Origin of the sequence: Autumnicola aciditolerans (genome assembly GCF_041679265.1) — a bacterium.
Lineage (GTDB): Bacteria > Bacteroidota > Bacteroidia > Flavobacteriales > Flavobacteriaceae > Autumnicola.
The window spans coordinates 296,593-323,004 of sequence record NZ_JBGFSM010000001.1; the positions used below are offsets into that span (position 1 = coordinate 296,593).

Consider the following 26,412-nt stretch of genomic DNA (forward strand, 5'->3'; position numbering starts at 1 on the left):
GGATCATAAACTATTCCTTCCAGCATCAAATTTACATTCTATCCAAAATTATTTCTATAAAGAAAATACAAATGCGCCTCTGCAGAATCATTTAATGCAAAAATAAAAGCATTCAGGGCTGAGTTTAGAGGAGTGAAAAATATCGAATTCTTCTTGTTCAGATTAACTAGAATTTTTGCCTAGTCCACAACATTTAGGAATGATCCATCAAGAGTTCTCAATTGATCTACCTGAAATTATCCATAAAAAAAGCCTCTCATTTCTGAAAGGCTTTTGCAACTTTGCGGTCTGGACGAGACTCGAACCAATCCCGAAACCCCTATATTTAATGGGCTTTCCAAAGGTGTTATTTTTAAGCGCACCGAATTCTGCACCTTTAACAAACATTAACACACTACAATTAATTTTCAAACTGAAGATAATCTCAAAGATTTAAATAATAACGGGTACCTTTTCTCTCCCCAGTTTTTCTCAAAGCTCCTAGATCAACCATTTTTTTTAAATCCCTAGTAGCGGTTGATGCTGTTGTTCCTGTTATCTTAATATAATTATCCGCACTTAAGCCTCCTTTAAATCCTTCTATACCTTCTTTAAAAACTCGATTCACCACTTTCTTCTGGCGCTCATTTAACTTTTCATCGAATTCCCGATAATATGAGGCTTTATTTATTAGGAAATCAATCATCTTCTGGGTATAATCCTGAGCCTGAATTATGGTTTCACAAAAATACTCTAACCATCCAGTAATATCAATTTCCTTACTATTCAGATGCAAAGATCTATAGTAAACTTTCTTATTATTCTCTATAATATGAGAAAGAGCAATTAAAGTAGGCCGTTCCAGGTATTGCGATAAAACTTTCTCCGATAATGCACGCCCAATTCTACCGTTTCCATCTTCAAAAGGATGAATACTTTCAAAGTACAAATGAGCAATACCAGACTTAACCACAGGACCGAGGTTTTCACTGCCTGTATTAAACCATGAAATGTAGCTACTCATTTCTTTTTTCACTTTACTGGATGGAGGAGCTTCAAAATAGATGACTGGCCGTCCCATTGACCCAGAAACTATTTGCATTGGATCTGGATGCGTTCTATAACTACCAATCTCCTGAAGATCCCGACGCCCATTCATCAACATTTTGTGCCATAAAAATAACTGCTCATGAGTTAAAGGAAATGAATAATTCTTGTATAGATCAATCATCATTTCTGAAATTCCATGTTCTGCAGGAGACACTTTTCCCTTGTCGGTTTGAAGGCCAAAATGTTTACGAATTGAAGATTGTAATGAATCCCTATCCAGGAATTCACCTTCAATTTTAGATGTTTGAAATGCTTCATCACTTAGTAGCATTACCTTTAACTCATCCTGACTCTCATTACTGATGTGCTTCATGCTACCATACAAGATGCCGGCTTTTTGCAAAAATGCTTTTTCATAACGAAGCAAAACTTCTGAGGTGAATTCAAAATCAGGCCATTTTTTGAGTTGCCAATTCCAGGTCATGAGCTATTAATTGAAATTTATAGCTCAATATAAGGCTATAAGGTGAGCTATAAAAATATTTATATAGCTCATAGCTTTTAAAATTATTCAACATATTCCTCGTGGATATAGATTTCTCTATAGGCAACCCGTACATTTCGTATCTCTTAAACTTATCTTCCAAACATTTCTTTTTAAACGCGACTATCTATGCAAATCTTTTAATTTCCATAATTTTACTTTCGAAATTTTCTCTGAAATTAGACTTGCTCTTTAGTCGTGTTTTATAAGAATATACAGTGGATATAGAAATATCAAGAAATTCCGCTACTTGTTTGTTATCCTGAATTCCCAACCTGTAAAGGGCAAATATTCCTAGTACCGAATTTAAAAGCTCTCCTTTTATTAAACACCTTTTTTCATTTTCTGGAAGAAAACCATTGAATCGCTCAACAAAACAAGAAAATAATTGTAAAAACATTTCGTCATATTGATAGAATAATACCGATTCTTAGGGAACATTGTCCTTCTATAAATGAGCGAAGTAACTTTTTATAAAAGCAGAATTTCTAATAAAACCTATTCTTTCTTTTCGCTACCTTTAACTATCTAACGTTAAAAAAGATAGCATGTTTTTTGAGCGGGTGGCGATTTTCACACTTCAGCTAAGGGCAAAATTAGCAGCCTTTTTTAAATTCATGCTCCGGGAAATCGATTCGCAGTTTGTTCACCTGATTATAACCTGCATTCTTTCCTTTGCTACATTGGTTCTCTTATATGTATGGATACTATATTTCCCGCTATGGATACAGTTGGGTTATAGTGTGAGCTATATTATGATCGTAATAATTTGTGCGACCATATATTACTTCCACATTACCAATAAGAAAGTGAGAATTAATCCCGAGGGTATGGAAGTGGTTACTTCCGAAAATCACGAAAGCAGGAAATTCCAACAACTCAACCTGAAGGCCATTCCCTTAACTCCCCTTCAAAAGAAGCATATTTTTGATGCTTTTTCTACAAATTACTTCAGCGGAAATTTCAAAAGTTTCCAATGTTTGATCCTGCTAAAGCCGCTTTCAGCAAATAATCGGCTGGAATGGAAAGATGCTTCTCCTAAAAGACCAAAACAGGTCAACCGTCAAACCTTACTGGAATTCCTAAGCCAGCTGATGATCGGTTTTGAAAACCTGGAGAACCAGCAGATGATGGAATTTGTCAACTACTACTTCGTTCTTCAAAACTCAGAGGGTGTCAGCCAGCATTTATCTTCCAAGAACATTTCAGACTGGCGCACGAACAAAGCTCCATACCTAAAAGAGATCTCCAGGATTTTTCAGCAGCATCTATAAGGTAATTACCACTGGATTACCTGTTACCATATTGACGGACAGGGATTTTAGTCGGTCATTTGTTTCTGTAACCGAAAGACAACATGACTTGTTGGCTTTCATAAAAACAGAACTCATGGAAGATTTACATTTGGAAGATCGCTTGCTGCGAATCGAAAAACTGCTCACCGCAAACAAAGAAGTGCTCACCTTGGAGGAAGCCTGCCTCTACACGGGGATCTCGATGGGCTACATGTACAAACTTACTGCGGCAGAGAAAATACCCCATTCCAAACCCAGTGGGAAGATGATCTATTTTGAGCGGACAAAACTCAATGCCTGGCTCCTTAGAAATTCCAAACCTTAGTGTTATGAATGGCTATGAATTCTCCAGGTTATGGTTTGATTACAGCTTTCTTAATCCCGGGAAAGTAAAGCCGGTACATAGCGCTATTTACTTCTTTGCCATAGAACGCTGCAACAGGTTAGGATGGAAAGAAGAATTTAGCTTTCCCACCGATCTGGCCATGGAAGCACTGGGCATCAAAAATTACAGGACCTATATCCGGGCATTACAGGACCTGGTGGATTGGGGATTCATCGCGTGGATCCAGAAAAGCAGTAACCAGTATACTGCCAATGTCATTGCTTTGATAAAAAATACTGAAGCACCACCCAAAGCACTTGATAAAGCAATGTCCCAGCATAGTACAAAGCAAATCCAGAGCATTGCGAGTATAAATAAACAATTAAACCATAAACCAATAAACCATAAAACCTTTTTTAAAAGGCCATTATTGAAAATCGTCAAATCTGAAATTCCTGAAAATGAAATGGGCTGTTATCAATGGGCGGTAAAATTCCAGGAGCTGTTTCTGAAAAATCTAAAAAACAAAGGCGCGCCTTTGAAAAGAACAGAAATGCTCAGCTTTGAAGATGGGGTAACACCGCTCAGGCTGATGATGGAGAAAGACGGGGTGACGGAAAACCAATTACAGCTTGCCTACGATTTGCTGGATGGGAATGATGAATTCTGGAAAGGAATCATCCTGGATACCAAAAAGCTTCGGCAGAAAATAGGACAACTGATCGCACAGGGGAAAAAGCCTGTAAAAACAGAAAACATGGATCTCAGGCTCCGGCAAAAAATAAAAAGCTATGATTAGTTCACCATCAAACACTGGTTCCACAGAAGTTACCATGTCAACAGAAATTCTGAAAAACAATCATTCCCTGATCAGTAAACGGCATTTCTGGAAGCTGTTCTGCAGCCAGTCACCGGGCTTTAAGATTAAACCGGAATATGAACCCGTTATCTTTAGCATTTTCCGGTATTTTCTACAGCTGCCGGATTTTAATGCCTACGGAATAATTAAAAACAAACCCGGTCTTGATAAAGGGCTGTTGGTTTATGGGGATTACGGCGTGGGCAAATCCACCTTGTTTGAGGCGATCCATAAAGTGGGAAGGCTAATTGTTACCCATACCCAAAATACCCAGCTATGGTTTCCAAGTATCTCCACAATACATATGCTCACCAGGTACTATGAAGCACAAAATAATCCTGCCAGCAATTTTAAACTGGAAAACTACTTCCACGGAAAATTATACCTGGACGACCTGGGAAAAGAAGAAAAAGCCTATAACCGGGAAGAGCTTATCGGAAAAGTACTTTTTGAAAGGCATCGGCGGAAACTGAAAACTTTTGTGACCACTAATGAAAACCCATCGGCTATAGCGGCAAGATATGGAAATCATATCGGGGACCGGCTTCCGGAAATGTTCAATATCATCAAGTGGGAAGGTAAGAGCTGGAGGGAATAATTTAGAAGCTTTACAATGAACAAAAAGTCCTCACCACATTTTCCACGACTACGCAAAAGCTTCGTCTTAGGAAAAAGCGGTTCGTCCAAAAAGCGGATTTGGAAGTAAGCCAAAAAAGAATTACGCAATAAAATCACTTCTCTAAAAATTCCGAGATCAGAAAAATAAAATGCCTGGTCAACAAAAAGTTTTTCGGCTTACCTCCTCAGCTTTGATAGAATAAAAAATATAAAAACAGGCAGGAATAAAACAGTAATTAAAAATCGGGTAATCATCTTTCCGGAATCACAAAGCAAGATGTGTCATTGTCATGACAAATCTTGCTTTGCGCCCGGAGGTTGCAAAGATTTTAAAGAAAAAAATGAAAAGGGAATACATCCAGATCCGCTGCTCGATCTATGAGAAAAAGCTGCTTAAAAGAAGAGCGGCCAGGGCAGGAATTTCCCTTTCCGAATACCTTAGGGCTACTGCTTTTGAAAGAAACATTTTGGAGCGTATTACTGCGGAACAGCTGGAAGCTTACCAGATGCTGGTACTGTACAAAAACAACTTTGCACGCATCAGCAATATGTTTAAAAAACGGGACCCGAAACTGGCTGCTGCGGTTAACCAGCTTGCGGAAGAAATCAGAATTCATCTTAAAAACTTTAAAAAATGATCGGGAAAGGACATGCTATTTCCAGGACAGGGGCCTCTTTATCCTACGGCTGGAACCAGGAGAAAGAAGCCGAAGTGGTTTTAAAAGAACATTTGGCCGGCGACACTCCTGCGGAAATCACAGAAGAATTTAAGATCATCCAGTCCCAAAACCAGCGCTGCACCAACAACACCCTAAGTTTTATCGTCAGCCCTACCATAGAAGACGGAAAGCACATGACTTCAAAAGATCTGGGAGAAATTGCCAAAGAATTTTTGCAGCAGATGAAGCTTCAAAACCACCAGGCTATAGGATTTGTCCACCGGGATAAAGCACATACCCATATTCATATCTATGCCAACAGGATCAGCCTTACCGGGGAAGTCTATAAAGACAGTTTTATCGGAAAGTGAAGCCAGCTGGCCGCGGATCATGTGGCCCAGAAACTGGGGTTAACCACGGTACAGGAAGTACAAAACCAAAGGCTCCTGGAATTAAAAGGAATCCGGCAGGAGATCAAAAACATCAATGATAAAGTTCTGGGAACAAAACCCAAATCCCTGGATGAGTACATCCACAAAATGAAAGAACACCGGGTAAATGTTATTCCTACGATCAATAAGTCTAACCAGCTGCAGGGCTTTCGGATGGAGTATAAAGGGGCGAACCTGAAGGCGAGTCAGGTAGATCGGTGCATGAGCGGGAACAGGCTTATTGCTCAGATCTCCCAAAACAGGAGTTTTACCGTATTAAAAGAAGTGCCACAAAGCCTTCAGCTCCTAAACAAAACCGTACAACTCAGCTCTAATTTAACCACTAAAATAGCTAAGGATATTCTCAAAGGGGCAATAAAAATAGTACGGGATACCGGCATAGGTATGGGATATTAAAATTTTAAGCGATGAAAAAACTAGATGAAATTATGGAACTCATGGCCGATGAAATGGCCGATTTTAAAACAGCAGTGCTGAAGCTGCAACTGCTGTCCAAACAATTATTTGAGCTGAGTATTCCTATTAGCACGGAAGCTTTGGAAAACAACCTGACTGCATTTCTGAAAAAACAGGAAGCGCAAAGCCAGGAAAGGGATGAAATCCTGCGAAGCATAGATAAGAAACTAAAAAATGCCAGGCTTATTCCTGATTACCTGATTATCCTTTTCGCGGTACTTGGAATAATTGCTTTGGGAATGCTAGGATATTTTGGTTATACCGCCAAAACACAACAGGAAGAAAGCTTTAAAGTTTACCGCATGATCCTAGAATCAGAAAATCAGCTGCAACGGGATTTTTTAGCAGCATATCCTGAAATAAAAGAAGAATATTGCCGGTGGCTGGAAGTTCAAAAGTAGGATTTGTCATGACAATTGGCCTTGTCGCAAAGTGACCACTTTTTACAGTAAATCCTCCGGAAAGTCCCGAAAACAGGGAAAAGATTTACAGTAAAAACATAAGTAAGATGCGCCCTATGCTGTTTTTATTTCCTGCCTGCCCCTGCCGGATGCAGGCAGGCACGCTTAACTTCCCGTACGCTATAAAAACAGCACAGGAACCGCGCGCAGGTTAGTTCTGGTAGATTTGGGGGCAATAAATTTAAATTAGGGAAGAATATCTTTATACGTCATTTGTCGTTATATTTGTGATAAATGGCGTTTGTTATGGTAGAAGCGATTAATCAGCAAAAAGAAAGAGAGACAGTTGCAAAATGGCTCGACCTTAAATCCCTCTCCTCAATTAAAGGTAATTCTTCTTTTGTCTACCTGAAGGTTTTAAAGGAAGGCCTACACAGGAATTCAGTTAGTTCTTTTATAAAACATTCAAGTTTAAACCTTAAACAGGTTTCCAAATTAATTCATGTTTCCGAAAGAACCCTGCAACGATATTCGCCGGATAAGACTATAAATATCAGCTCTTCTGAACGGCTAATCGAACTTACCCGTCTTTTCCACAAAGGGATTGATGTCTTTAGCGAAAAAGAAAAATTCATTACCTGGTTAAATCGCTCCAATAAAGCTTTGGCCAATTCAAAACCAATCGATTTAATTGAAACCAGTCTTGGTATTGATTTAGTTATGGAGGAATTACTTCGAATTGAACATGGCGTTTTTTCATGATAGTCTATAGAATAGCAAAGAAAAAATGGATTAAAGATCTAAGTGGAACAGGGGCTAAATTAACCGGGGGGCGTTGGAACCCGAAAGGCTTTCGGGTTTTATATTGCGCATCATCTTCCTCTTTGGCTATTTTGGAAAAGTTAGTTCATGTGGATTTTGAACTGTTGCCCAATGACTTGTATATAGCAGAATTGGAGATTCCTGAAAATAGCATTCAAAAACTGCATTTAACAGACCTGCCGAAAAACTGGAACAAATATCCGGCACCTGATAACCTTAAATTGTTAGGAAAAAACTGGATCGAACAAAATGAATATTTAATTCTAGAGTTGCCCAGTGCGGTAAATCCCAATGAAATGAACTATCTAATTAATGTACACCATCCTGATGCCGACAAAATTAAAATCAGGAAAACCACTCGATTTGTAATTGATGATCGGTTGGTGAAATAATATCATCAGTTAATTTAAACCGCTCTAGGGCTTTTGTTTTTCGCTTCCGTTCATTTCCTGATCTGGCATATGCCACACTTTTACGTCCCTTCTAAGGTAGCTTGTATAAAATATCCATTTTAAAGCAGAGCAAATTTTCTGTAGGAATATTAAGATAATTTTAGTAAATATGTAATTCCTTCCGATAAAGATTCCCCTACGAGTTTTCATCTAAGGTTTAATTGCTCTTCACATTTATATGATTAGGAGTAAATTAAACATCATTATGGATTTCCATAATGGCATTAATAAAGGACAGCTTATTTTAGAGATAGCTCGAGATTAAATGTATGATACTATGCAAGAAAGACTTCTTAAAATGGGGGAATGGCAAAGCCCGGAGCATCAAATCATAATTAAATAATGAATAATTTAGATTTTAATAAGACTTCAAACATTTTCATTAATTCTGGAATTGTTGCCTTATACCGATACCTAGGAAAATATAAAATAAAATATCCTGATGGAAAATATGATTACCAATTATTAGATGACAAACTAATAATTGAGTCTGAAAATATTATTTCTCTTTTAGAAGAGGTCTATTATTTTATGGGTAAGGATATTTATGATACTTCTTCTAAAAAGCAACTTAATAAGCTAGAAAATGTTTACTACGATGTAGAAAAAAAGAAGTTCAATCGTTTTCCGAAAATGAATACTTATGGACTGGCTGCACTTCTCACAAATAATGCACAAGGAACAACTAAACTAAAAGAAAATTCACCAAAAATTAAAAATTTAGAGAAGGATCAACCAGAAATAGCTTCCAAAGTGAAGGACTATTTCGGAAAAAATAATTTGAAATTACTCTCCAAAGTATATTTAAATGAACCTTATACCAAAATTACAACTCTGGATTTAGATGAAAAATTTTGGAAGCAAGGGAAAAACAATTGTCCTTTAATTGGCGAAGGTTTTCAGGCATTAGTAAATGCTGTAAATATTTCGCCTTTCGTAAAAGGACTCACAACTTTCAATTCATTTTTAAGTTCTTCTGACGGAAAATTAAGTCAAAAGGCCCTTTACCTTCTGCGTTTTTCACCAGCATTAGCGATGTATAACTATTATAATAGTTATGATTCCTTTATTTCATCCTTTTTTAATTCTAATTCATTAAAGAAAATTAACAGCTTATATAGCAGTGAATTTTTTTATGAAAACGAGATTATGCAAGCTTGGAAAATGCCCTTTAAAAGAAATATTAAGCTTCATAACTTTCAGTTTGCCAGAAAAGGGAAGGAAGATTATTCTATTGATTCCGGAGAAGATTCTTTTTCTCCACAAGAAATCACGTTCTTAATCCTACTTACGTTTTACAAGAAAAAATTCGTAGATGAATTGGCATTTAAAAATCTTGAAGAATCCAATACTACAGATATTCTCAGATTACTAAAAATTGATAAATCGCCAATTAGCTTAGTCACCTTCAAAGCTGACAAATTTGCTTCTACGTTAAGACCAAATTTCTATGAGGAATATACTAATGTAAAATTTCTTATTCAGCTTATTCATAAACTAGAGACGAATGAAGCTAAGCGAGTGCCTATTAGTGAAATTTGGAGAGGTTTAATATTCAAAACTTCAAAAACTGAGGCTGTAAAAGATTATAATAAAAAACTAAAACTTCAACGTCAAATTAGAATCAAAGTTATTGGTCTCTTGCTAAAAGGAAAATCAATTTTGGCAATAATTGAATCCCTTTTTCAAAAAAGTTATTTACTCCTGGCAAACGGTGACAATTCGGGATTTAGAAGGTACGATCTTCTTTTGAAATTTCTAATCATATACGAACAAGCAATAAATTTTAAACTCAATGAGATGAATGAATCTTTACAACAAAAGGCCATTGGCTTAGGTAAAAGTATTGGCTTTGCTATTATAAACCACGGAGATCCTAAAAGTGATAGTGAAAAGAAGGCGAACGCCAAAAACGGAAGAAAATATCTTATAAGCCTTCATAAAGCCAGAACTATAGATCAATTCAGGGAAACCTTAATAAGAATTCAGCGTAAGTATTTGGTTTCAATATCTAATGAAATATTGGAAAACCTGAATGAAAGAAATTATGTAGCAGTTAAACAATACGCTCAGATAGGAGCTTTAAACAGTTTAAATGTTGTTTTATCTAATCAAAAAGAATCTTAAAAATGAAAGTAAACAGTATTACCTTAACGTATTTATCAAAAGTATCCTTTGCAAGCCTAAATGGCGGCGATAAAGAAGTAGACAACATTAATCCAATAAAGAAAGTGACTTTACAAAACGGAGAAGAGCTACCCTATGTTTCTTCACAAGCTATTCGTAGAGCTCTTCGGGATAAATTAGAAGAATTAGGAAGTGATATTTCTCCTGTAGGCATGTCCAGCACAGATAAAGGAGCTCCTAAAACTGAAATGAACCCTATTAAATATATTGATGATGATCTCTTTGGCTATATGGATGCTTCTAAAGGTAAAGATGGAGCCGCAGGAACATCTACTGTTAGAACTTCACCAATCCGAGTAGAATCTTTATTAGCCTTAGCCACTTACAAAGGTGACTTGGATTATGCCACTAATTTTATGGGAAAGAAGATTGAATTAAATGCAAACATTTTTGAAACCGAAATTCACTCCGGTGTTTATCGAGGAACAGTACTTATTGAATTAGATCGCATAGGTAAGGAAACAAAATTGAAAGATGAGAAAACAAGAGAATTAGAAACGGTTGACTTTGTTGATAATCGAGAAAAAGCGGCTAGGGTAACTAATTTCTTGAATGCTTTACAGATGCTATGGAGCCAGGGACGACAGACACGTTTCTTAGCCGATATTTCTCCCAAATTTGTAGCAGCCGGATTAATGAAATCTAAAAATCCAGTTTTTCTCGAAGCTGTTGATCTAACAGAAGAAGGAGATATTGATATTGCTAAATTAAATACAGTAGTTTCCGATTATGAAAAATTCATGGAAGATCACGTTTTTGCGGTTCAGGAAGCAGTTTTTAAGAAAGAAGAAGGAATGTCTAATTTGAAAGATGGATTTAATAAACTTGAAAATTGGGTGAATACATATTACGGAGTAAATTAATCAGAGATGAAAAATTTTATTGTCGAAATAAAATGTCAAACAGCATCTTTTAGAAATCCCGATTTTCAAAACTTTCATAAATCGTTAGAACTACCACCACCTACCACAATTATTGGTATAGCAGGTGCGGCTTTAGGTTATAGCCCTTTAATGGCACAAGATTTTTTTGACAACTATGATTTTAAGATTGGAATTTATGGTACATATCAAGGTAAATGTAGCGATACCTGGAAATATAATAAGGGAATCAGGGACATGCGTCTTTATAATCCCGAAAAAGATGGGAGTATCATCCAGAAGGAATATTTGATCTACTCTTCTTTTTTAATCGCCTTTTCATCAGGCCATTCTAAAGCTTTAGAACAACTTAATGATGCTTTCCAGTATCCTGTATACGCATTAACGATGGGAAACAGTGATTCTCTGGCACATATACAATCTATCGCAGAAGATCTTGAAGAAACTGATGCCGATGAATTAGAAAATTGTTTTGTAAAGGGAGATGTTGTAAACGATGTGATGAGCCTAGCTGATACTGGTAACTTAAATTTTTCTATCTATTCCAACGATACTTTAACCTATGATTTACCTCTTCGGTTTAGTTATGAAAATGATTACGGTAGACGCACAATTTCAAAAATAGATACCTACTCATTAATAGGAAATCAAATGAAAATTAACTTTAAAATTAAAGGTTTAAACTTTAAAAATCGATTTATTCCGTTATTTTCAATATGACTAAATTAGAAGATATATGGGCAAAATCCACCCCTGTAGAGACTTTAACCCAGCATACTTCTCTTGTTCTTAAAATTTGGAATCAGTTAAGAGAGCGCTATGCCAATGATATTGTTGATGATAACTTTTGGGATATTTCTTTTACTGCAGTGGCTTACCACGATTTTGGTAAAATCTGTAATATTTTTCAGAAAACAATAAAAAAAGAAATATTTGTAGAATTTGATAGTAGAGTTCGTCATGAATTCTTTTCAGGAATGTTTCTGTTTTTGAATAACATCAGATTTTATAACGAACATATTGAAAGTCTTATAGCCGTTTTTTCTCATCACAAAGCTTTTAATGATGAAGGTTTCGTGAAGCAGATTTCCGAAAACAGGAATATTAAATCGATCCTCGATCAAGAGACAATAAATGAATTTATTGGTTTTATAAACCGTAAAGTCAAAAAGTATGGTCTCTCTGAAAAAAAAATAAGTCCTAATGTAAAAGAACAAATCAATTCAGACTACGGGAAATTAGTTTTAGTTTTCCGGAAAAATATATATGAGGAACTAAATAAAGAGAATTATTTAAATTCAGAGAATCGTAAAAACTACATCTACCATAAAGCTTTATTAAACATTTCTGACTGGACTGCTTCCGGGCATCTCCATTTAGAAAAGGGGATTTCTTACAGCAAAGCTCATTTAGCAGACCAAATAATTCATAAATTAAAAGAAGATGGTAAAGATGAAATAGCAAATGAATTCCAATTCAGAAATTTTCAAGAACAAAGTTTAACTAAAAAGAACGTCATTGCTATAGCACCAACGGGTAGTGGTAAAACCGAAGCAGCACTAATTTGGGCATCTTCAAAAAAAGATTGGGAGCGAATCATTTATTTATTACCTACCCGGGTAACCTCTAATGCCATTCATAAACGATTAAGTGATTATTTTGGAAAGGAATACACACAATTAATACATTCTTCTGCTCGTCAATACATTAAAGAGCAATACGATGATTCCTATGACCAGAAGAAATATTTCAGAGATAAATCCTTTTTCAAGAATATTAATATATCTACAATAGATCAGTTATTAACACTTGGCTTTAATTTAGGCTTTTGGGAAGTGAAAACTTTTCACATGCTTAATGCTCGGGTAATAATTGATGAAATACATCTCTATTCACCTTATACTTTGGGGCTTATTATCTCTACAATAAGGTATCTTAAGGATAATTTCAATACCAAGTTTTATATAATGACGGCTACCATGCCTGAGAAACTTCAAGTTTTAGTTGAAAAAACTTTAGAAGATGTATCGCTAGTAAAAGATCAGGAGCTTTTGGATGAAGCCCGAAACTTATTTGAAACACGAGAAAATATAATTGAAGATTCTTTAGAAGAGATCATTTCACAAATAGATCAGGGTAAAAAAACTTTAATTGTTGTAAATACTGTTGATAAAGCTATTGAACTTTATGAATATTTGGAAGGAATAGCGGTAACATCAGGTTTTCAAGCTATATGTTACCATTCACGCTATATAAAAAAAGATCGTTCAAAAAAAGAACAGGAAATTTTTGATTTGGATAAGCTAAATAATGGTGGTGTGCTTGTTGCGACTCAGGTAGTAGAAGTATCCCTAGATATAGATTTTGATATTCTTTATACAGAAAATGCCCCTATCGACGCCATCATTCAGCGCGCCGGAAGAGTTAACCGTAAAAGACAAAAAGAAGAAACCAAAATAATTATTTTTCCACATTACGAAATAAGTGAAAAAATCTATGATATGCCCGATATTCTGCAAAATACATTTTCAGAATTTACCACCCTAAGTGGAAAAAGACTTTCCGAAAAACAATTAAATGAACTGGTAGATATAGTCTATAAAGATTTAGATATTGAATCTGATGATAAGTTTATTGAGGGATTGAACAAGCACTCTGACATTCAATATAAATACAACTTCATAAAAGATTTGACTACTGATGAAAAAGTTTTTACTCGAGAAGGTTTAGACACAGTTTCAGTTATTCCTGATAAATTCTACCCTGATCTTTATAACAGTGAAGATCGAGATGAACTTAGCAATCACGAATTATCCTTAAGAAGGAATACTGTTAAATTTAAAGATGCTCGATTAACATCTGGACCTTTACAGTTTCAATTTATTGATGCTAATTATGACATTAAGAAAGGTTTGACTTTTAAAAAAAAAGATGAGAATGAAGCCTTTGTCGCCTGATTTCTAAATTTCCCTATCTTTAAAATAATCAAAATCAACATAACCCTATGCAAATCACCATTTCAGGAGAAGATAAAGAACGATTAAAGCAGGTGGAAGCCCTGGCAAAACAATTGGGTTTAAAAGTCTCTAAAAAGCAAGTGCTTCAGGATATAAAGAAAAAAAAGGCGATGGAGGCATTGCAGGGTTTGGCAAAAATGGGAGCTTTTAAAGATATTGATGATCCCGTGGCCTGGCAGAGGGAACAGCGTAAGGATCGCAACATAGGCAGGGATGAATAAGTTACTTCTGGATTCAAATACTATCATTGGCGTAATTAAGGGAAGATTTCCTGTTTCACAACTGGAAAAATTTTTCTTTACAGTTTCCGAGATAACAAGGCTGGAAATTTTTGGTTATCATAAACTTGAGCTTCAGGAAGAAAAGCTTCTAACCCAGTTTTTCAGGAATATTGAGTGTTTACCTGTTTCCACCAAAATTATAAACCAGGCCATCAGCTTTAGAAAGCAAAAATCAATGAGTATTGGCGACGCTATTATTGCTGCAACAGCCAAAGTCCATGATTTACCATTGGCTACCGCTAACATCAAAGATTTCAAACATATTAATACTATAGAATTGATCAATCCTTTATAGCTCTGCATCTTCCACTAAAACAAGGAAAAAATGACCAACACGACCACAACTCAACAACTTCAGATTACGCAGATTAAATTTCCGGAAATTAAACTGCAAACCAGGGATGCCCATAAATTGCGCGGCTACTTCGGGAACTTGTTTAAAGAATATTCCCCTGTATTGCACAACCACTACGAAGACGGGCGCTTTAGGTACAGGTACCCGGAAATTCAGTATAAGGTCATCAACAAAATCCCCAGCCTTATTGGAATTAATGAAGGTGCCGAACTGCTTCCAAAGCTGTTCCTGAAAATAAAAAATATTGATATCAACGGGCAGCAATTTCCCGTTAACGCCAAAAATATCGAATGCAAAGCGGTGGAAACCGGGTTTAGCGATTCTTTACATGAGTATGAGTTCACCACCCTCTGGATGGCCCTAAACCAGCAAAACTATCCTAAATATCAAAATTTAAAATCGGCAAAAGAAAAGGAAGAAATGCTCAACAGCATCCTGGTGGGGCATATTCTTAGTTTTTTTAGAAATACCGGTATAGAACTGGGGCCAAACGAAAGATTGATGGCCAAAGTAGACCTCCGGGAAAAAAGCACCAGGTTTAAAGAAAATAAAATGATCGCGTTTTCAGGAAAATTTATCGTTAATGCATTACTGCCTGATGAAATTGGCCTTGGCAAATCTGTTTCCAGAGGTTTCGGCACTATAAAACGCAGCTAATGCAAATCTTCATAAATACCTATGGCACCTACGTTCATGTTAAGGACGAGATGTTCCAGATTAAAGTTCGGGAAGATAAAAAACTGCCTCCTAAAGTAAACCATATTGCAGCACATAAAGTCTCTTCCTTTATAATGTCCAAAGGCGCCGCTTTAAGTACAGATGCCATTGCCCTCGCATTAAAACACAATATCGATATTGTAGTGGTAGAGAACGACGGCCATCCCATGGGCCGTTTCTGGCATAGTAAACTGGGCAGTACTACAAAAATCAGGAAAGAACAGCTTAAAGCTTCCCTGGATAAATCGGGTGTTAAGTGGATCAAATTGTGGCTAACTCAAAAACTGGAAAACCAGGCTGATTTTTTAAACGACCTGAAAAAGCATCGCAAGAATTTACACGCTTTTCTCGATGAAAAAATAAATTCCATTTTGGAATTCCGGGAAAAGATTAATACTGCTGAAGCAGAAAATATCAATGAAATCGCGGAGTCATTTAGAGGCTGGGAAGGTTCTGCCGGCAGGCACTATTTTGAAGCTCTTTCCACCTGCATGCCCGAAGCTTTTGCCTTTAAAGGAAGAAGTTTCCGGCCGGCGCAGGATGAATTCAATGCCATGCTGAATTACGCCTACGGAATTTTGTATAGCAGGATAGAGCGGGCGTTGATGCTGGCGGGCCTGGATCCTTTTGTGGGTTTTATGCACCGGGACGATTATAACTCTAAGAGCCTGGTGTATGACTTTATAGAGCCGTACCGCATTTATGCCGAACAGTTTGTGTTCAGGCTATTTACCGGAAAAAAGATAAATAAATCTTACTTTGAACAATTTACTGGGGGAGTATCTTTAAATACCGAAGGAAAAGCTTTTTTTGTTTCTCCTTATCTGGAATATTTAGACAGTGATAAAATACGCTATAAAGGGCGATTGCAAACCCGCCTAAATGCGGTGCAGCTGGAAGCCCATAATGTCGCTAACCAACTAATTAAGTAAAAATGATTACCTGGGTTTTATACGATATCAAAAACAACAGTGCGAGAAACTTTGTTTCTAAAGTTTGCAAACAGGCAGGTCTTTACCGGGTTCAATATTCTTGTTTTCTTGGTAGCCTTACGGCCAACGAAAAAGACAGCCTGGAACTTCAGATAGAAAAAGTCATTAATGAAGAATCTGATAAAGTTTACCTTTTCAGAATGAACAAAGAGCAGTTAAATGACTGCAGTATGTTGGGGCAGGCTTTTGATGAGAAACTGGTAACAGATGAAGTAAAAGCCCTGTTTTTCTGATGCAGAGCTTTTATCCTTCCCAAATTATAGAATATCTCTACTGTCCGCGCTACACCTATTTTGAATATGTGCTTCGCATCCCTCAGAATGAAGATAAATTCTATAAAGTAAACAGAGGAAGGGAAGTGCATAATGAAAAACTGGAACGAAATAAGGAATACCTAAGAAAGAAAATCGGGGTCAAAGAAAAATGGCTCGACCAGTATCTTGGTATAAACGGATTACGAGGAAAAGTAGATGAAGTATTAAAGTTAAGCGATGGCACCTATGCCCCACTCGATTACAAATTTGCGCAGTGGAAGGATAGAGTTTATGAGACCTACAAACAACAACTTTACTGCTATGCAATCTTAATTGAAGAAGTGTACGGCGGAAAAGTAGAAAAAGGATTTTTGGTTTACACGCGTAGTAAGAACAAGTTAATTGAGGTAAATATTGGTGAAAATGCCAAGTCTGAGATTAGGAATAGTATGGATAAAATGCTTGAGGTGATCCAGGGAAATAAGTTTCCAAGGGCTACCAGGGTTAAGAAAAGATGTGTAAATTGTACCTACCGGAATATTTGCATAAAATAGCAGTACCGGGTACAAATTTATTTTTCCTGACTTTAAAACCTGCTCTAATGACAGCAACCATAGCACATTCGGAATACGGAGACCGGCTTAAAAAACCACCAAACAGGTTCTTTGACATATTGATAAAAAGAAAATTAGGAATTGAAAACCACTTGCGAAAGGCTGTAAAAACTGTAAATCTGGGAGGAATCGCCTTCCAGAGATATCCATTGAAAAACTAGGATTGAAACCCCTCTAACTCTCCCCATCCGTCATAGGATGGGCAACTTCCAGAGATATCCATTGAAAAACTAGGATTGAAACACCGTAAGAAGGCCCAGCGAGAAGTTATTCTGTATAAAACTTCCAGAGATATCCATTGAAAAACTAGGATTGAAACTTGAACAACACGGCCTGAATGAAGACCAGGTAAAAGCTTCCAGAGATATCCATTGAAAAACTAGGATTGAAACATAATCTTGATGAGGCTTCCGAAAAAGTCGTGAAGGCTTCCAGAGATATCCATTGAAAAACTAGGATTGAAACATTTCATTAGAATAAGTTCCAGCGTACTTTCCTTTATCTTCCAGAGATATCCATTGAAAAACTAGGATTGAAACTTATTGGTCGTACCAAAGAACACGCATTGGCGTTTGCTTCCAGAGATATCCATTGAAAAACTAGGATTGAAACCAACCCTAATACGGAGATTGCCACAAGGTCTAACGACTTCCAGAGATATCCATTGAAAAACTAGGATTGAAACAGACTTACGGCGAAATGCGCTGGGATGGGCAGGATCTCTTCCAGAGATATCCATTGAAAAACTAGGATTGAAACTATCAGCTTTTTCTTCAGGGGATAGGTTCATTTCTAACTTCCAGAGATATCCATTGAAAAACTAGGATTGAAACAAAACCTTGAGACCTTTGAAGAAAAAATTGCTGCTGCTTCCAGAGATATCCATTGAAAAACTAGGATTGAAACTGTGATGAAGAAATGGCGGCACGAATTAAGAAAAATTCTTCCAGAGATATCCATTGAAAAACTAGGATTGAAACGGATTATCAATACTCATGGACCAGGTACAAACATACTTCCAGAGATATCCATTGAAAAACTAGGATTGAAACTTTCAGATATGAAAGCTGCCAGGCCGGGAATCTCTGCTTCCAGAGATATCCATTGAAAAACTAGGATTGAAACGTCTTCATCAGCCTCCTCCTCTACTTCTTCAAAATCTTCCAGAGATATCCATTGAAAAACTAGGATTGAAACTAAATTGGGCGCGATACTCCCTGGCGACTCGCCTCAACTTCCAGAGATATCCATTGAAAAACTAGGATTGAAACCAGGGAAGACGAAACTGATGATGGAAAAAGGGATCGCTTCCAGAGATATCCATTGAAAAACTAGGATTGAAACCGTTTTGCCTTCTTTTTCTCGTTTTGGTTCCACTGTCTTCCAGAGATATCCATTGAAAAACTAGGATTGAAACTCAATCACTTCCGCATTTTCCATAGAGATGATCAGGCTTCCAGAGATATCCATTGAAAAACTAGGATTGAAACAATCTTCAGATTTAGAATTAGTGAATTTTTCACCAGCTTCCAGAGATATCCATTGAAAAACTAGGATTGAAACATGCGCCAGATCATGAAGGACCATCCTGATTATTTGCTTCCAGAGATATCCATTGAAAAACTAGGATTGAAACGAATTTTATCGAGGGTCGCCGCAAGGTTATTGTTTTTCTTCCAGAGATATCCATTGAAAAACTAGGATTGAAACTAAGCATTGGCCCGCTACATTTCATAATCAAAGAATCTTCCAGAGATATCCATTGAAAAACTAGGATTGAAACAAAAGGATCACAGCACACCTAAGCTTATGGCTGTATTCTTCCAGAGATATCCATTGAAAAACTAGGATTGAAACGGTTTATTTTTCTTAGACTTCTTGTACTTATAATACTTCCAGAGATATCCATTGAAAAACTAGGATTGAAACTGTCGTCATCTTCCCATCCACTACCAGAATCATAATGCTTCCAGAGATATCCATTGAAAAACTAGGATTGAAACCAGAAAAATCTCAATCAAACACATTTGCGCATGAGCACTTCCAGAGATATCCATTGAAAAACTAGGATTGAAACTTGAAGTAGAGTATGAAGAACAACTACAGCACGGGAACTTCCAGAGATATCCATTGAAAAACTAGGATTGAAACATGCATACTTGTTATTTTGGGGAGCGTATTGGGCTTCTTCCAGAGATATCCATTGAAAAACTAGGATTGAAACAAAATAGGTGTAGTATCCCACCCCCGCCGAAGCGGACTTCCAGAGATATCCATTGAAAAACTAGGATTGAAACTTCTACTTAGCAGGGTTTCAGGAAGCAGCAGAAAGAGCTTCCAGAGATATCCATTGAAAAACTAGGATTGAAACATAGAACTGATTCAAATTGATCCAAATGTTGTTAGACTTCCAGAGATATCCATTGAAAAACTAGGATTGAAACGGAAAATTAGGCTTTGAAAAAAATGTTGTAAAAAAGAATCTTCCAGAGATATCCATTGAAAAACTAGGATTGAAACAAACTTAATGCCTTGCCGTCTTGTATTAAATCTAACTTCCAGAGATATCCATTGAAAAACTAGGATTGAAACCTGGTTGAGTTTGGGGACGAGTTATTTAAAAGCGGGGACTTCCAGAGATATCCATTGAAAAACTAGGATTGAAACTTGGCGGTGGGCATAAATGGAGAACTCAGGAAGGAACTTCCAGAGATATCCATTGAAAAACTAGGATTGAAACCGAAGTCTGGATAAACGGTTTCTATTTCCAAGAAACTTCCAGAGATATCCATTGAAAAACTAGGATTGAAACAGCGATAGAAATTTGATGTGCTTGTTAATATTATCGCTTCCAGAGATATCCATTGAAAAACTAGGATTGAAACTGATTATAATTCAGTAAGGGGAGATAGGGCTAATTGCTTCCAGAGATATCCATTGAAAAACTAGGATTGAAACGTATTTTTAATAACGGTGAGTGTAACAGGTCGTTTTAACTTCCAGAGATATCCATTGAAAAACTAGGATTGAAACCCGGCAGGCTCCAGGAAGATATGAGCAGCGCCGTAGCTTCCAGAGATATCCATTGAAAAACTAGGATTGAAACAACAACAAAGGAGAAACCGTAGTACCCGAAAAATCGCTTCCAGAGATATCCATTGAAAAACTAGGATTGAAACTGGTTTCTGTGTTATAACAAACCACGTATAGCGAATTCTTCCAGAGATATCCATTGAAAAACTAGGATTGAAACAATGGCCTTTAAAGGATGATAAAAACATATTTAAACTTCCAGAGATATCCATTGAAAAACTAGGATTGAAACCGTTAAAGATTTACTTCTCAAAGATGACGGATTCTGCTTCCAGAGATATCCATTGAAAAACTAGGATTGAAACTAATGTTACCTCTGTACCAAATGGTTTCAACCTGAACTTCCAGAGATATCCATTGAAAAACTAGGATTGAAACGAAGCTGAACAACCCAAGGCACCCGCTAAAGAAGAAACTTCCAGAGATATCCATTGAAAAACTAGGATTGAAACAAGAAACAAGGGTAATCGGAAACATTTTTGACAACCCTTCCAGAGATATCCATTGAAAAACTAGGATTGAAACTGAGTGGGGAAACAAATGTGTAAATTTATTGAAATCTTCCAGAGATATCCATTGAAAAACTAGGATTGAAACATATGAATGTACTAAACGAGCTTTCCCCGGCCGAAAACTTCCAGAGATATCCATTGAAAAACTAGGATTGAAACAATCTTCTACCCTGTGCTCACTTTCGAAGTGGGAAAACTTCCAGAGATATCCATTGAAAAACTAGGATTGAAACTTACCAAACCTTCAGATTTGGGATTTTCAGATGAAGCTTCCAGAGATATCCATTGAAAAACTAGGATTGAAACTAATAAAAGGCTTATTCATCCAGGTTCTGTAGTCACTCTTCCAGAGATATCCATTGAAAAACTAGGATTGAAACCCTGTTTATCCTGAAACTTACTCCTGCCGGCAGGAACTTCCAGAGATATCCATTGAAAAACTAGGATTGAAACGTACAGTCATGTAATCCGAAATGATGGCCTATTTCCTTCCAGAGATATCCATTGAAAAACTAGGATTGAAACACGCTGTAATGGGCTCGGTTCAAGAGCTAGGAGCGGCTTCCAGAGATATCCATTGAAAAACTAGGATTGAAACATTGCTGGCACACAAGCATTAATTCAAGGGGCTTTTCTTCCAGAGATATCCATTGAAAAACTAGGATTGAAACAGAACAATATCGTAAAGGTCATCACAAGCTTTTTGCTCTTCCAGAGATATCCATTGAAAAACTAGGATTGAAACAGTAGTGAGGTTAATGACGGCTGGACTTACAGAACACTTCCAGAGATATCCATTGAAAAACTAGGATTGAAACTACCAATAGAGGTAATATTGGGTGGCAGGGGTGGAAATCTTCCAGAGATATCCATTGAAAAACTAGGATTGAAACTGGCGTAGATGATGATAATGACCCACAGCCTAAATCTTCCAGAGATATCCATTGAAAAACTAGGATTGAAACCTCCCCGGAAAAACGGAAAACCAACCGTGGAACCACTTCCAGAGATATCCATTGAAAAACTAGGATTGAAACGCCGATGGAATAATAAATGACGAAGAGGTTAAAGAGCTTCCAGAGATATCCATTGAAAAACTAGGATTGAAACTATTTCACACCAAAGGCGAAAAAGCCCTTAACCGGGACTTCCAGAGATATCCATTGAAAAACTAGGATTGAAACTATGAATATGCCAAACCTGGAGATAAAATTTTAGATACTTCCAGAGATATCCATTGAAAAACTAGGATTGAAACAAACCTTCAGGAGAATACGATCATCTGCTTTTTTATACTTCCAGAGATATCCATTGAAAAACTAGGATTGAAACATAATCCAGGTATTTGGCGATTTGCTGCGGACTGTACTTCCAGAGATATCCATTGAAAAACTAGGATTGAAACATCCTTTGCTTAAGTCTTGGCAGCTGTGGATTCGCGCAGCTTCCAGAGATATCCATTGAAAAACTAGGATTGAAACCATCTCTAACTAATGCTTCAAATGGGAAACTATTATACTTCCAGAGATATCCATTGAAAAACTAGGATTGAAACAGCGGTCAACATCAATTCTATAATAGCTGTTTTGCGGCTTCCAGAATATCCAGCGAAAAACTAGGATTGAAACGAATTAAGGGAAGATTCCTTTTTTGAATGAACAAATTCTTCCAGAGATATCCACCGAAAAACTAGGATTGAAACGAAAGCTGGAATGAATTAATAAAACTATTCAAAATACTTCCAGAGGTATCCACTGAAAAACTAGGATTGAAACATTTTGACTATCTTAGGGGTGATGAAATAATTATTACTTCCAGAGGTATCCACTGAAAAACTAGGATTGAAACCTTGGCTATACTTTTGAAGAAATTGAACGCTTCTATCTTCCAGAGGTATCCACTGAAAAACTAGGATTGAAACAGCATAGCCCGCCGATTTCCCTAATATTCACCGTGTCTTCCAGAGGTATCCACTGAAAAACTAGGATTGAAACATTTGAACTTTCCCGGGGCTGTTTTTACCATAAGGTACTTCCAGAGGTATCCACTGAAAAACTAGGATTGAAACTTTCGGCTGCTCTTTCCGCCTTCAATTTTGATATGGCCTTCCAGAGGTATCCACTGAAAAACTAGGATTGAAACGCATTCTGAACACCACTTTCCAAAGTCCTATAATCACTTCCAGAGGTATCCACTGAAAAACTAGGATTGAAACTTTCAGCCTTTTTCCAGGCGTGCATTTCCTGACGTTTCTTCCAGAGGTATCCACTGAAAAACTAGGATTGAAACATGTTATTTTTCCTTCTAAAAACTCAAAACTTCTGGAACTTCCAGAGGTATCCACTGAAAAACTAGGATTGAAACTACTCAACCGTGAAAAGATGCCTTTTATGTTCGATGCTCTTCTAGAGGTATCCACTGAAAAACTAGGATTGAAACGAGATTCCTTTTTTCTCTAAGAATTTTTCAAATTCACTTCCAGAGGTATCCACTGAAAAACTAGGATTGAAACAAAGGAACCAAAGATAATTTAGAAATACTACTCTCACTTCCAGAGGTATCCACTGAAAAACTAGGATTGAAACAGGATTGGAGGCAATCAAGACGCTTTTATTATGGATGCTTCCAGAGGTATCCACTGAAAAACTAGGATTGAAACGTATGTCACCACCCGCCAGGCTATCAATCAAATTTGTCTTCCAGAGGTATCCACTGAAAAACTAGGATTGAAACTTAGATTCAAATAATTGGGAAAACAATCAACTTCCAGGCTTCCAGAGGTATCCACTGAAAAACTAGGATTGAAACAACCAAATGCCGAAATAGCTGCTGAGACCGCAATAGGCTTCCAGAGGTATCCACTGAAAAACTAGGATTGAAACAAAGGAACCAAAGATAATTTAGAAATACTACTCTCACTTCCAGAGGTATCCACTGAAAAACTAGGATTGAAACCTTCCTACTTCAACATCTTCCACTGAGTCAACATGTCTTCCAGAGGTATCCACTGAAAAACTAGGATTGAAACTCAATCCCAGAAATCGCTATCTAGTTCTGAAGATGTCTTCCAGAGGTATCCACTGAAAAACTAGGATTGAAACACTCTCCATCTTAAAAACCACTCTTTCCACAGTCTTTCTTCCAGAGGTATCCACTGAAAAACTAGGATTGAAACTTAATAAGTAGAAAAAATGAAACCAGAAACTAAATCTTCCAGAGGTATCCACTGAAAAACTAGGATTGAAACCAGGAACAGCTTTTTTTGGAGTTCCGTTGTCGGTGATCTTCCAGAGGTATCCACTGAAAAACTAGGATTGAAACAAGGTGTGGGCTTCTATAATTTTTGCCAGGCTTTCATCTTCCAGAGGTACCCACTGAAAAACTAGGATTGAAACAAGAATCTATTCCAACAGCATAAGCTTGATCTTTTGCTTCCAGAGGTATCCACTGAAAAACTAGGATTGAAACGTATCTGCAAAATCCTGAATTACTCCAAATTGCATTCTTCCAGAGGTATCCACTGAAAAACTAGGATTGAAACCAGGGAATTGCAGGCGGCAGATAATGTAAAATCTTCTTCCAGAGATATCCATTGAAAAACTAGGATTGAAACTAATAAAATTGCTTTTACTCCTGCGCATAATTTGACAATTCTTCCAGAGATATCCATTGAAAAACTAGGATTGAAACACCTGGCTTTTCCCGAGTTCATTCTTACAAACGATCTTCCAGAGATATCCATTGAAAAACTAGGATTGAAACTTTTTCCTCGCTTTCTCGATCACCGCTTTCGCTCAGCTTCCAGAGATATCCATTGAAAAACTAGGATTGAAACTAGACGTATTTACTATCGATTTGGTTATGCCTTTTGACTTCCAGAGATATCCATTGAAAAACTAGGATTGAAACAGCGGTCAACATCAATTCTATAATAGCTGTTTTGCGGCTTCCAGAATATCCAGCGAAAAACTAGGATTGAAACGAATTAAGGGAAGATTCCTTTTTTGAATGAACAAATTCTTCCAGAGATATCCACCGAAAAACTAGGATTGAAACGGATTAGAAAATTTGTTCAGGATTACTGGCTTTAAGCTTCCAGAGATATCTATCGAGTAACTCGGGGTGAAACGGCCTTAACTAATCCCTTCTGCTTTTTCTTTTTTCAATAATTTATTTTGCTTTTCCAGGATCTCCATATCCTTACCAACCTTCTCATCTAGAACCTTAGCATAAATCTGGGTAGTTTTAAGAGACCTATGGCCAAGCATTTTGGCCACGCTCTCTATAGGAACTCCTTTAGAAAGCGTAACCGTAGTCGCAAAAGTATGTCTGGCTAAATGCGTTGTTAAGTTCTTTTTTATCCCACATAGGTCCGCAATTTCCTTTAGATAAGCATTTGATTTTTGATTTGAGAGTACAGGCAAGACATTCTCACTCACTACTACTCTTGGATGATTCTTGTATTTTTCCAAAATAGCCTCCGGAATTTTAAGAAGTGGTATACTACTTAACGTTTTTGTCTTCTTCCTTTTTGTCTTTATCCATTTTTTATTCCCGTCAAAAATGATATCATCATCAGTAAGTTTTTCAATATCTCCAAAAGAAAGTCCGGTATAACAGCAGAATACGAACATATCTCTAACCAAATCTAAACGCGGTATATCCAAGTCTTTTTCTGATAATCTTTGAAGTTCTGCATCCGTTAGATAACCCCTATCCGAAGACTTCCAGGTTCCTTTCCAGTGAAAAAACGGATCTTTTTCTATCCACTGGTTAGCATAAGCAATTCGAATAATTTTTTTGAAATTGACAATATACTTTTGAGCTGTATTATGGGCACAATCTTTTTCTGATTTTAAATAGTGATCAAATCCCGTGATAAAGCTATAATCTACCTCTTCTACAGGTATATCTTTAGCTTTGTACCGATACGCCAGATAATCTTCAATATGTCTTTTGCAGGCATTATATCGCTGCAGCGTTCCTTTGGTAAATCCTTTTCCAATTAATTTCTCCATTTGATCATTGTGATCCTGAAAAATTTCTAGAAGCATGTACTGCTTATCTTCCTTGCCTAAATAGATATCCTTAATAATTTTTGCAGAAATCTTTTTACCCTCCCTTACCAAACGATCATGAATATCATATAGAGAAGCCCGCATATCATCCAGATACCTTTTTAAAGCTTTAGCTTCAACAGAACTGCCACGCACACTATTAGAATTAGTATTCCATTTGTTTACATCGATTTTTCTTGAGGTTGTAAAATCAGTACGTTTACCATTATAAGTTAGGCGTGCGTATATTACAGCTTCCGTATTTTTACTGGAAGTCGTCTTTTTCGGATAGAAAAGAACAAATAAAGAATTTATCATCGGTGCTTGTATTAAATATGCACCGTAAGTTAGAAAAATAAAGTGTTAAAAAAACGTCGTAACCTTTTTATTAACAGTACTTTACAAGTTTCGAGGTGCATATAATTCCGGTAAAAAATATGCACCGAATTGAGCACCAATTACTTAGGTTTATTTGTGTTTATTTGGCACTTTGAAGAAGAAAAAAATCCTCTAAATCATTGATTTTGAGGCTTTTTGCTT

At 36.7% G+C, this 26,412-nt stretch carries 22 protein-coding genes, 1 pseudogene and 2 CRISPR repeat arrays; of the genes and pseudogenes, 20 read left to right on the forward strand and 3 right to left on the reverse strand.

The features are described 5' to 3' along the window. Positions 1-424: 424 nt before the first annotated feature. Positions 425-1,513, reverse strand: coding sequence for a Fic family protein (locus AB8M93_RS01365; RefSeq protein ID WP_373055813.1), 1,089 nt, complete (start codon positions 1,511-1,513; stop codon positions 425-427). Between the two features lie 187 nt (positions 1,514-1,700). Continuing rightward, positions 1,701-1,982, reverse strand: a pseudogene (locus AB8M93_RS01370) (DUF6377 domain-containing protein); the annotation flags it as partial. A gap of 139 nt (positions 1,983-2,121) precedes the next feature. Here AB8M93_RS01370 and AB8M93_RS01375 point away from each other — a divergent pair. The 20 genes from AB8M93_RS01375 (at position 2,122) to cas4 (ending at position 17,150) form a co-directional block, all read left to right on the forward strand. Next, positions 2,122-2,847 carry a hypothetical protein gene (locus AB8M93_RS01375; RefSeq protein WP_373055815.1) on the forward strand — a complete coding sequence of 242 codons (726 nt, stop codon included), beginning with the start codon at positions 2,122-2,124 and terminating at the stop codon, positions 2,845-2,847. 115 nt (positions 2,848-2,962) lie between these two features. Then, complete coding sequence (locus AB8M93_RS01380) at positions 2,963-3,193, forward strand: helix-turn-helix domain-containing protein (protein WP_373055817.1); 231 nt, start codon at positions 2,963-2,965, stop codon at positions 3,191-3,193. Between the two features lie 4 nt (positions 3,194-3,197). Next, on the forward strand, positions 3,198-3,992 hold the full coding sequence (locus tag AB8M93_RS01385; protein WP_373055819.1) for a hypothetical protein: 795 nt from the start codon (positions 3,198-3,200) through the stop codon (positions 3,990-3,992). After that, the gene (locus AB8M93_RS01390; RefSeq protein ID WP_373055821.1) at positions 3,985-4,650 is read left to right on the forward strand and encodes a P-loop NTPase family protein; all 666 of its coding nucleotides are present in this window, start codon (positions 3,985-3,987) and stop codon (positions 4,648-4,650) included. Before AB8M93_RS01385 ends, AB8M93_RS01390 begins: the two co-directional genes overlap by 8 nt. A 361-nt stretch (positions 4,651-5,011) precedes the next feature. Then, positions 5,012-5,308, forward strand: coding sequence for a mobilization protein MbpA (mbpA, locus tag AB8M93_RS01395; protein ID WP_373055823.1), 297 nt, complete (start codon positions 5,012-5,014; stop codon positions 5,306-5,308). Next, complete coding sequence (locus tag AB8M93_RS01400) at positions 5,305-5,700, forward strand: relaxase/mobilization nuclease domain-containing protein (RefSeq protein WP_373055825.1); 396 nt, start codon at positions 5,305-5,307, stop codon at positions 5,698-5,700. Before mbpA ends, AB8M93_RS01400 begins: the two co-directional genes overlap by 4 nt. A 21-nt stretch (positions 5,701-5,721) precedes the next feature. After that, positions 5,722-6,177, forward strand: a complete 456-nt coding sequence (locus tag AB8M93_RS01405) for a CBS domain-containing protein (protein WP_373055827.1) — start codon at positions 5,722-5,724, stop codon at positions 6,175-6,177. 11 nt (positions 6,178-6,188) lie between these two features. Next, positions 6,189-6,638: a DUF6730 family protein gene (locus AB8M93_RS01410; RefSeq protein WP_373055829.1), complete on the forward strand. Its 450-nt coding sequence runs from the start codon at positions 6,189-6,191 to the stop codon at positions 6,636-6,638. A gap of 306 nt (positions 6,639-6,944) precedes the next feature. Then, positions 6,945-7,400 carry an Xre family toxin-antitoxin system antitoxin gene (locus AB8M93_RS01415; RefSeq protein ID WP_373055831.1) on the forward strand — a complete coding sequence of 152 codons (456 nt, stop codon included), beginning with the start codon at positions 6,945-6,947 and terminating at the stop codon, positions 7,398-7,400. Further along, the gene (locus AB8M93_RS01420) at positions 7,397-7,852 is read left to right on the forward strand and encodes an RES family NAD+ phosphorylase (RefSeq protein WP_373055833.1); all 456 of its coding nucleotides are present in this window, start codon (positions 7,397-7,399) and stop codon (positions 7,850-7,852) included. The genes AB8M93_RS01415 and AB8M93_RS01420 overlap by 4 nt, the downstream gene beginning before the upstream one ends. Positions 7,853-8,254: 402 nt before the next feature. Beyond that, positions 8,255-10,039: a hypothetical protein gene (locus AB8M93_RS01425; RefSeq protein ID WP_373055835.1), complete on the forward strand. Its 1,785-nt coding sequence runs from the start codon at positions 8,255-8,257 to the stop codon at positions 10,037-10,039. Between the two features lie 2 nt (positions 10,040-10,041). Beyond that, positions 10,042-10,962: a type I-B CRISPR-associated protein Cas7/Cst2/DevR gene (cas7i, locus tag AB8M93_RS01430; RefSeq protein ID WP_373055837.1), complete on the forward strand. Its 921-nt coding sequence runs from the start codon at positions 10,042-10,044 to the stop codon at positions 10,960-10,962. A gap of 6 nt (positions 10,963-10,968) precedes the next feature. Then, positions 10,969-11,700: a CRISPR-associated protein Cas5 gene (gene cas5 / locus AB8M93_RS01435; RefSeq protein WP_373055839.1), complete on the forward strand. Its 732-nt coding sequence runs from the start codon at positions 10,969-10,971 to the stop codon at positions 11,698-11,700. Next, positions 11,697-13,937 (forward strand): CRISPR-associated helicase Cas3', encoded by a 2,241-nt coding sequence (gene cas3 / locus AB8M93_RS01440; RefSeq protein WP_373055841.1) that lies wholly within the window; start codon positions 11,697-11,699, stop codon positions 13,935-13,937. The genes cas5 and cas3 overlap by 4 nt, the downstream gene beginning before the upstream one ends. A 47-nt stretch (positions 13,938-13,984) precedes the next feature. Beyond that, positions 13,985-14,218: a hypothetical protein gene (locus tag AB8M93_RS01445; protein WP_373055843.1), complete on the forward strand. Its 234-nt coding sequence runs from the start codon at positions 13,985-13,987 to the stop codon at positions 14,216-14,218. Next, on the forward strand, positions 14,211-14,573 hold the full coding sequence (locus tag AB8M93_RS01450) for a type II toxin-antitoxin system VapC family toxin (protein WP_373055844.1): 363 nt from the start codon (positions 14,211-14,213) through the stop codon (positions 14,571-14,573). The genes AB8M93_RS01445 and AB8M93_RS01450 overlap by 8 nt, the downstream gene beginning before the upstream one ends. A 30-nt stretch (positions 14,574-14,603) precedes the next feature. Beyond that, positions 14,604-15,290, forward strand: a complete 687-nt coding sequence (locus AB8M93_RS01455) for a CRISPR-associated endonuclease Cas6 (RefSeq protein WP_373055845.1) — start codon at positions 14,604-14,606, stop codon at positions 15,288-15,290. After that, positions 15,290-16,282, forward strand: coding sequence for a CRISPR-associated endonuclease Cas1 (gene cas1, locus AB8M93_RS01460; protein ID WP_373055846.1), 993 nt, complete (start codon positions 15,290-15,292; stop codon positions 16,280-16,282). The genes AB8M93_RS01455 and cas1 overlap by 1 nt, the downstream gene beginning before the upstream one ends. A 2-nt stretch (positions 16,283-16,284) precedes the next feature. Beyond that, the gene (cas2, locus tag AB8M93_RS01465) at positions 16,285-16,575 is read left to right on the forward strand and encodes a CRISPR-associated endonuclease Cas2 (protein ID WP_373055847.1); all 291 of its coding nucleotides are present in this window, start codon (positions 16,285-16,287) and stop codon (positions 16,573-16,575) included. Further along, positions 16,575-17,150: a CRISPR-associated protein Cas4 gene (gene cas4, locus AB8M93_RS01470; protein ID WP_373055848.1), complete on the forward strand. Its 576-nt coding sequence runs from the start codon at positions 16,575-16,577 to the stop codon at positions 17,148-17,150. Before cas2 ends, cas4 begins: the two co-directional genes overlap by 1 nt. A gap of 193 nt (positions 17,151-17,343) precedes the next feature. After that, a CRISPR array of direct repeats spans positions 17,344-22,371; the repeat unit is 37 nt; unit sequence CTTCCAGAGATATCCATTGAAAAACTAGGATTGAAAC. 109 nt (positions 22,372-22,480) lie between these two features. Continuing rightward, positions 22,481-24,725: a CRISPR direct-repeat array (repeat unit 37 nt; unit sequence CTTCCAGAGATATCCATTGAAAAACTAGGATTGAAAC). A 223-nt stretch (positions 24,726-24,948) separates the two neighbouring features. Here the strand turns inward: cas4 and AB8M93_RS01475 are convergent. Beyond that, positions 24,949-26,190, reverse strand: coding sequence for a site-specific integrase (locus tag AB8M93_RS01475; protein ID WP_373055849.1), 1,242 nt, complete (start codon positions 26,188-26,190; stop codon positions 24,949-24,951). Positions 26,191-26,412: the final 222 nt, after the last annotated feature.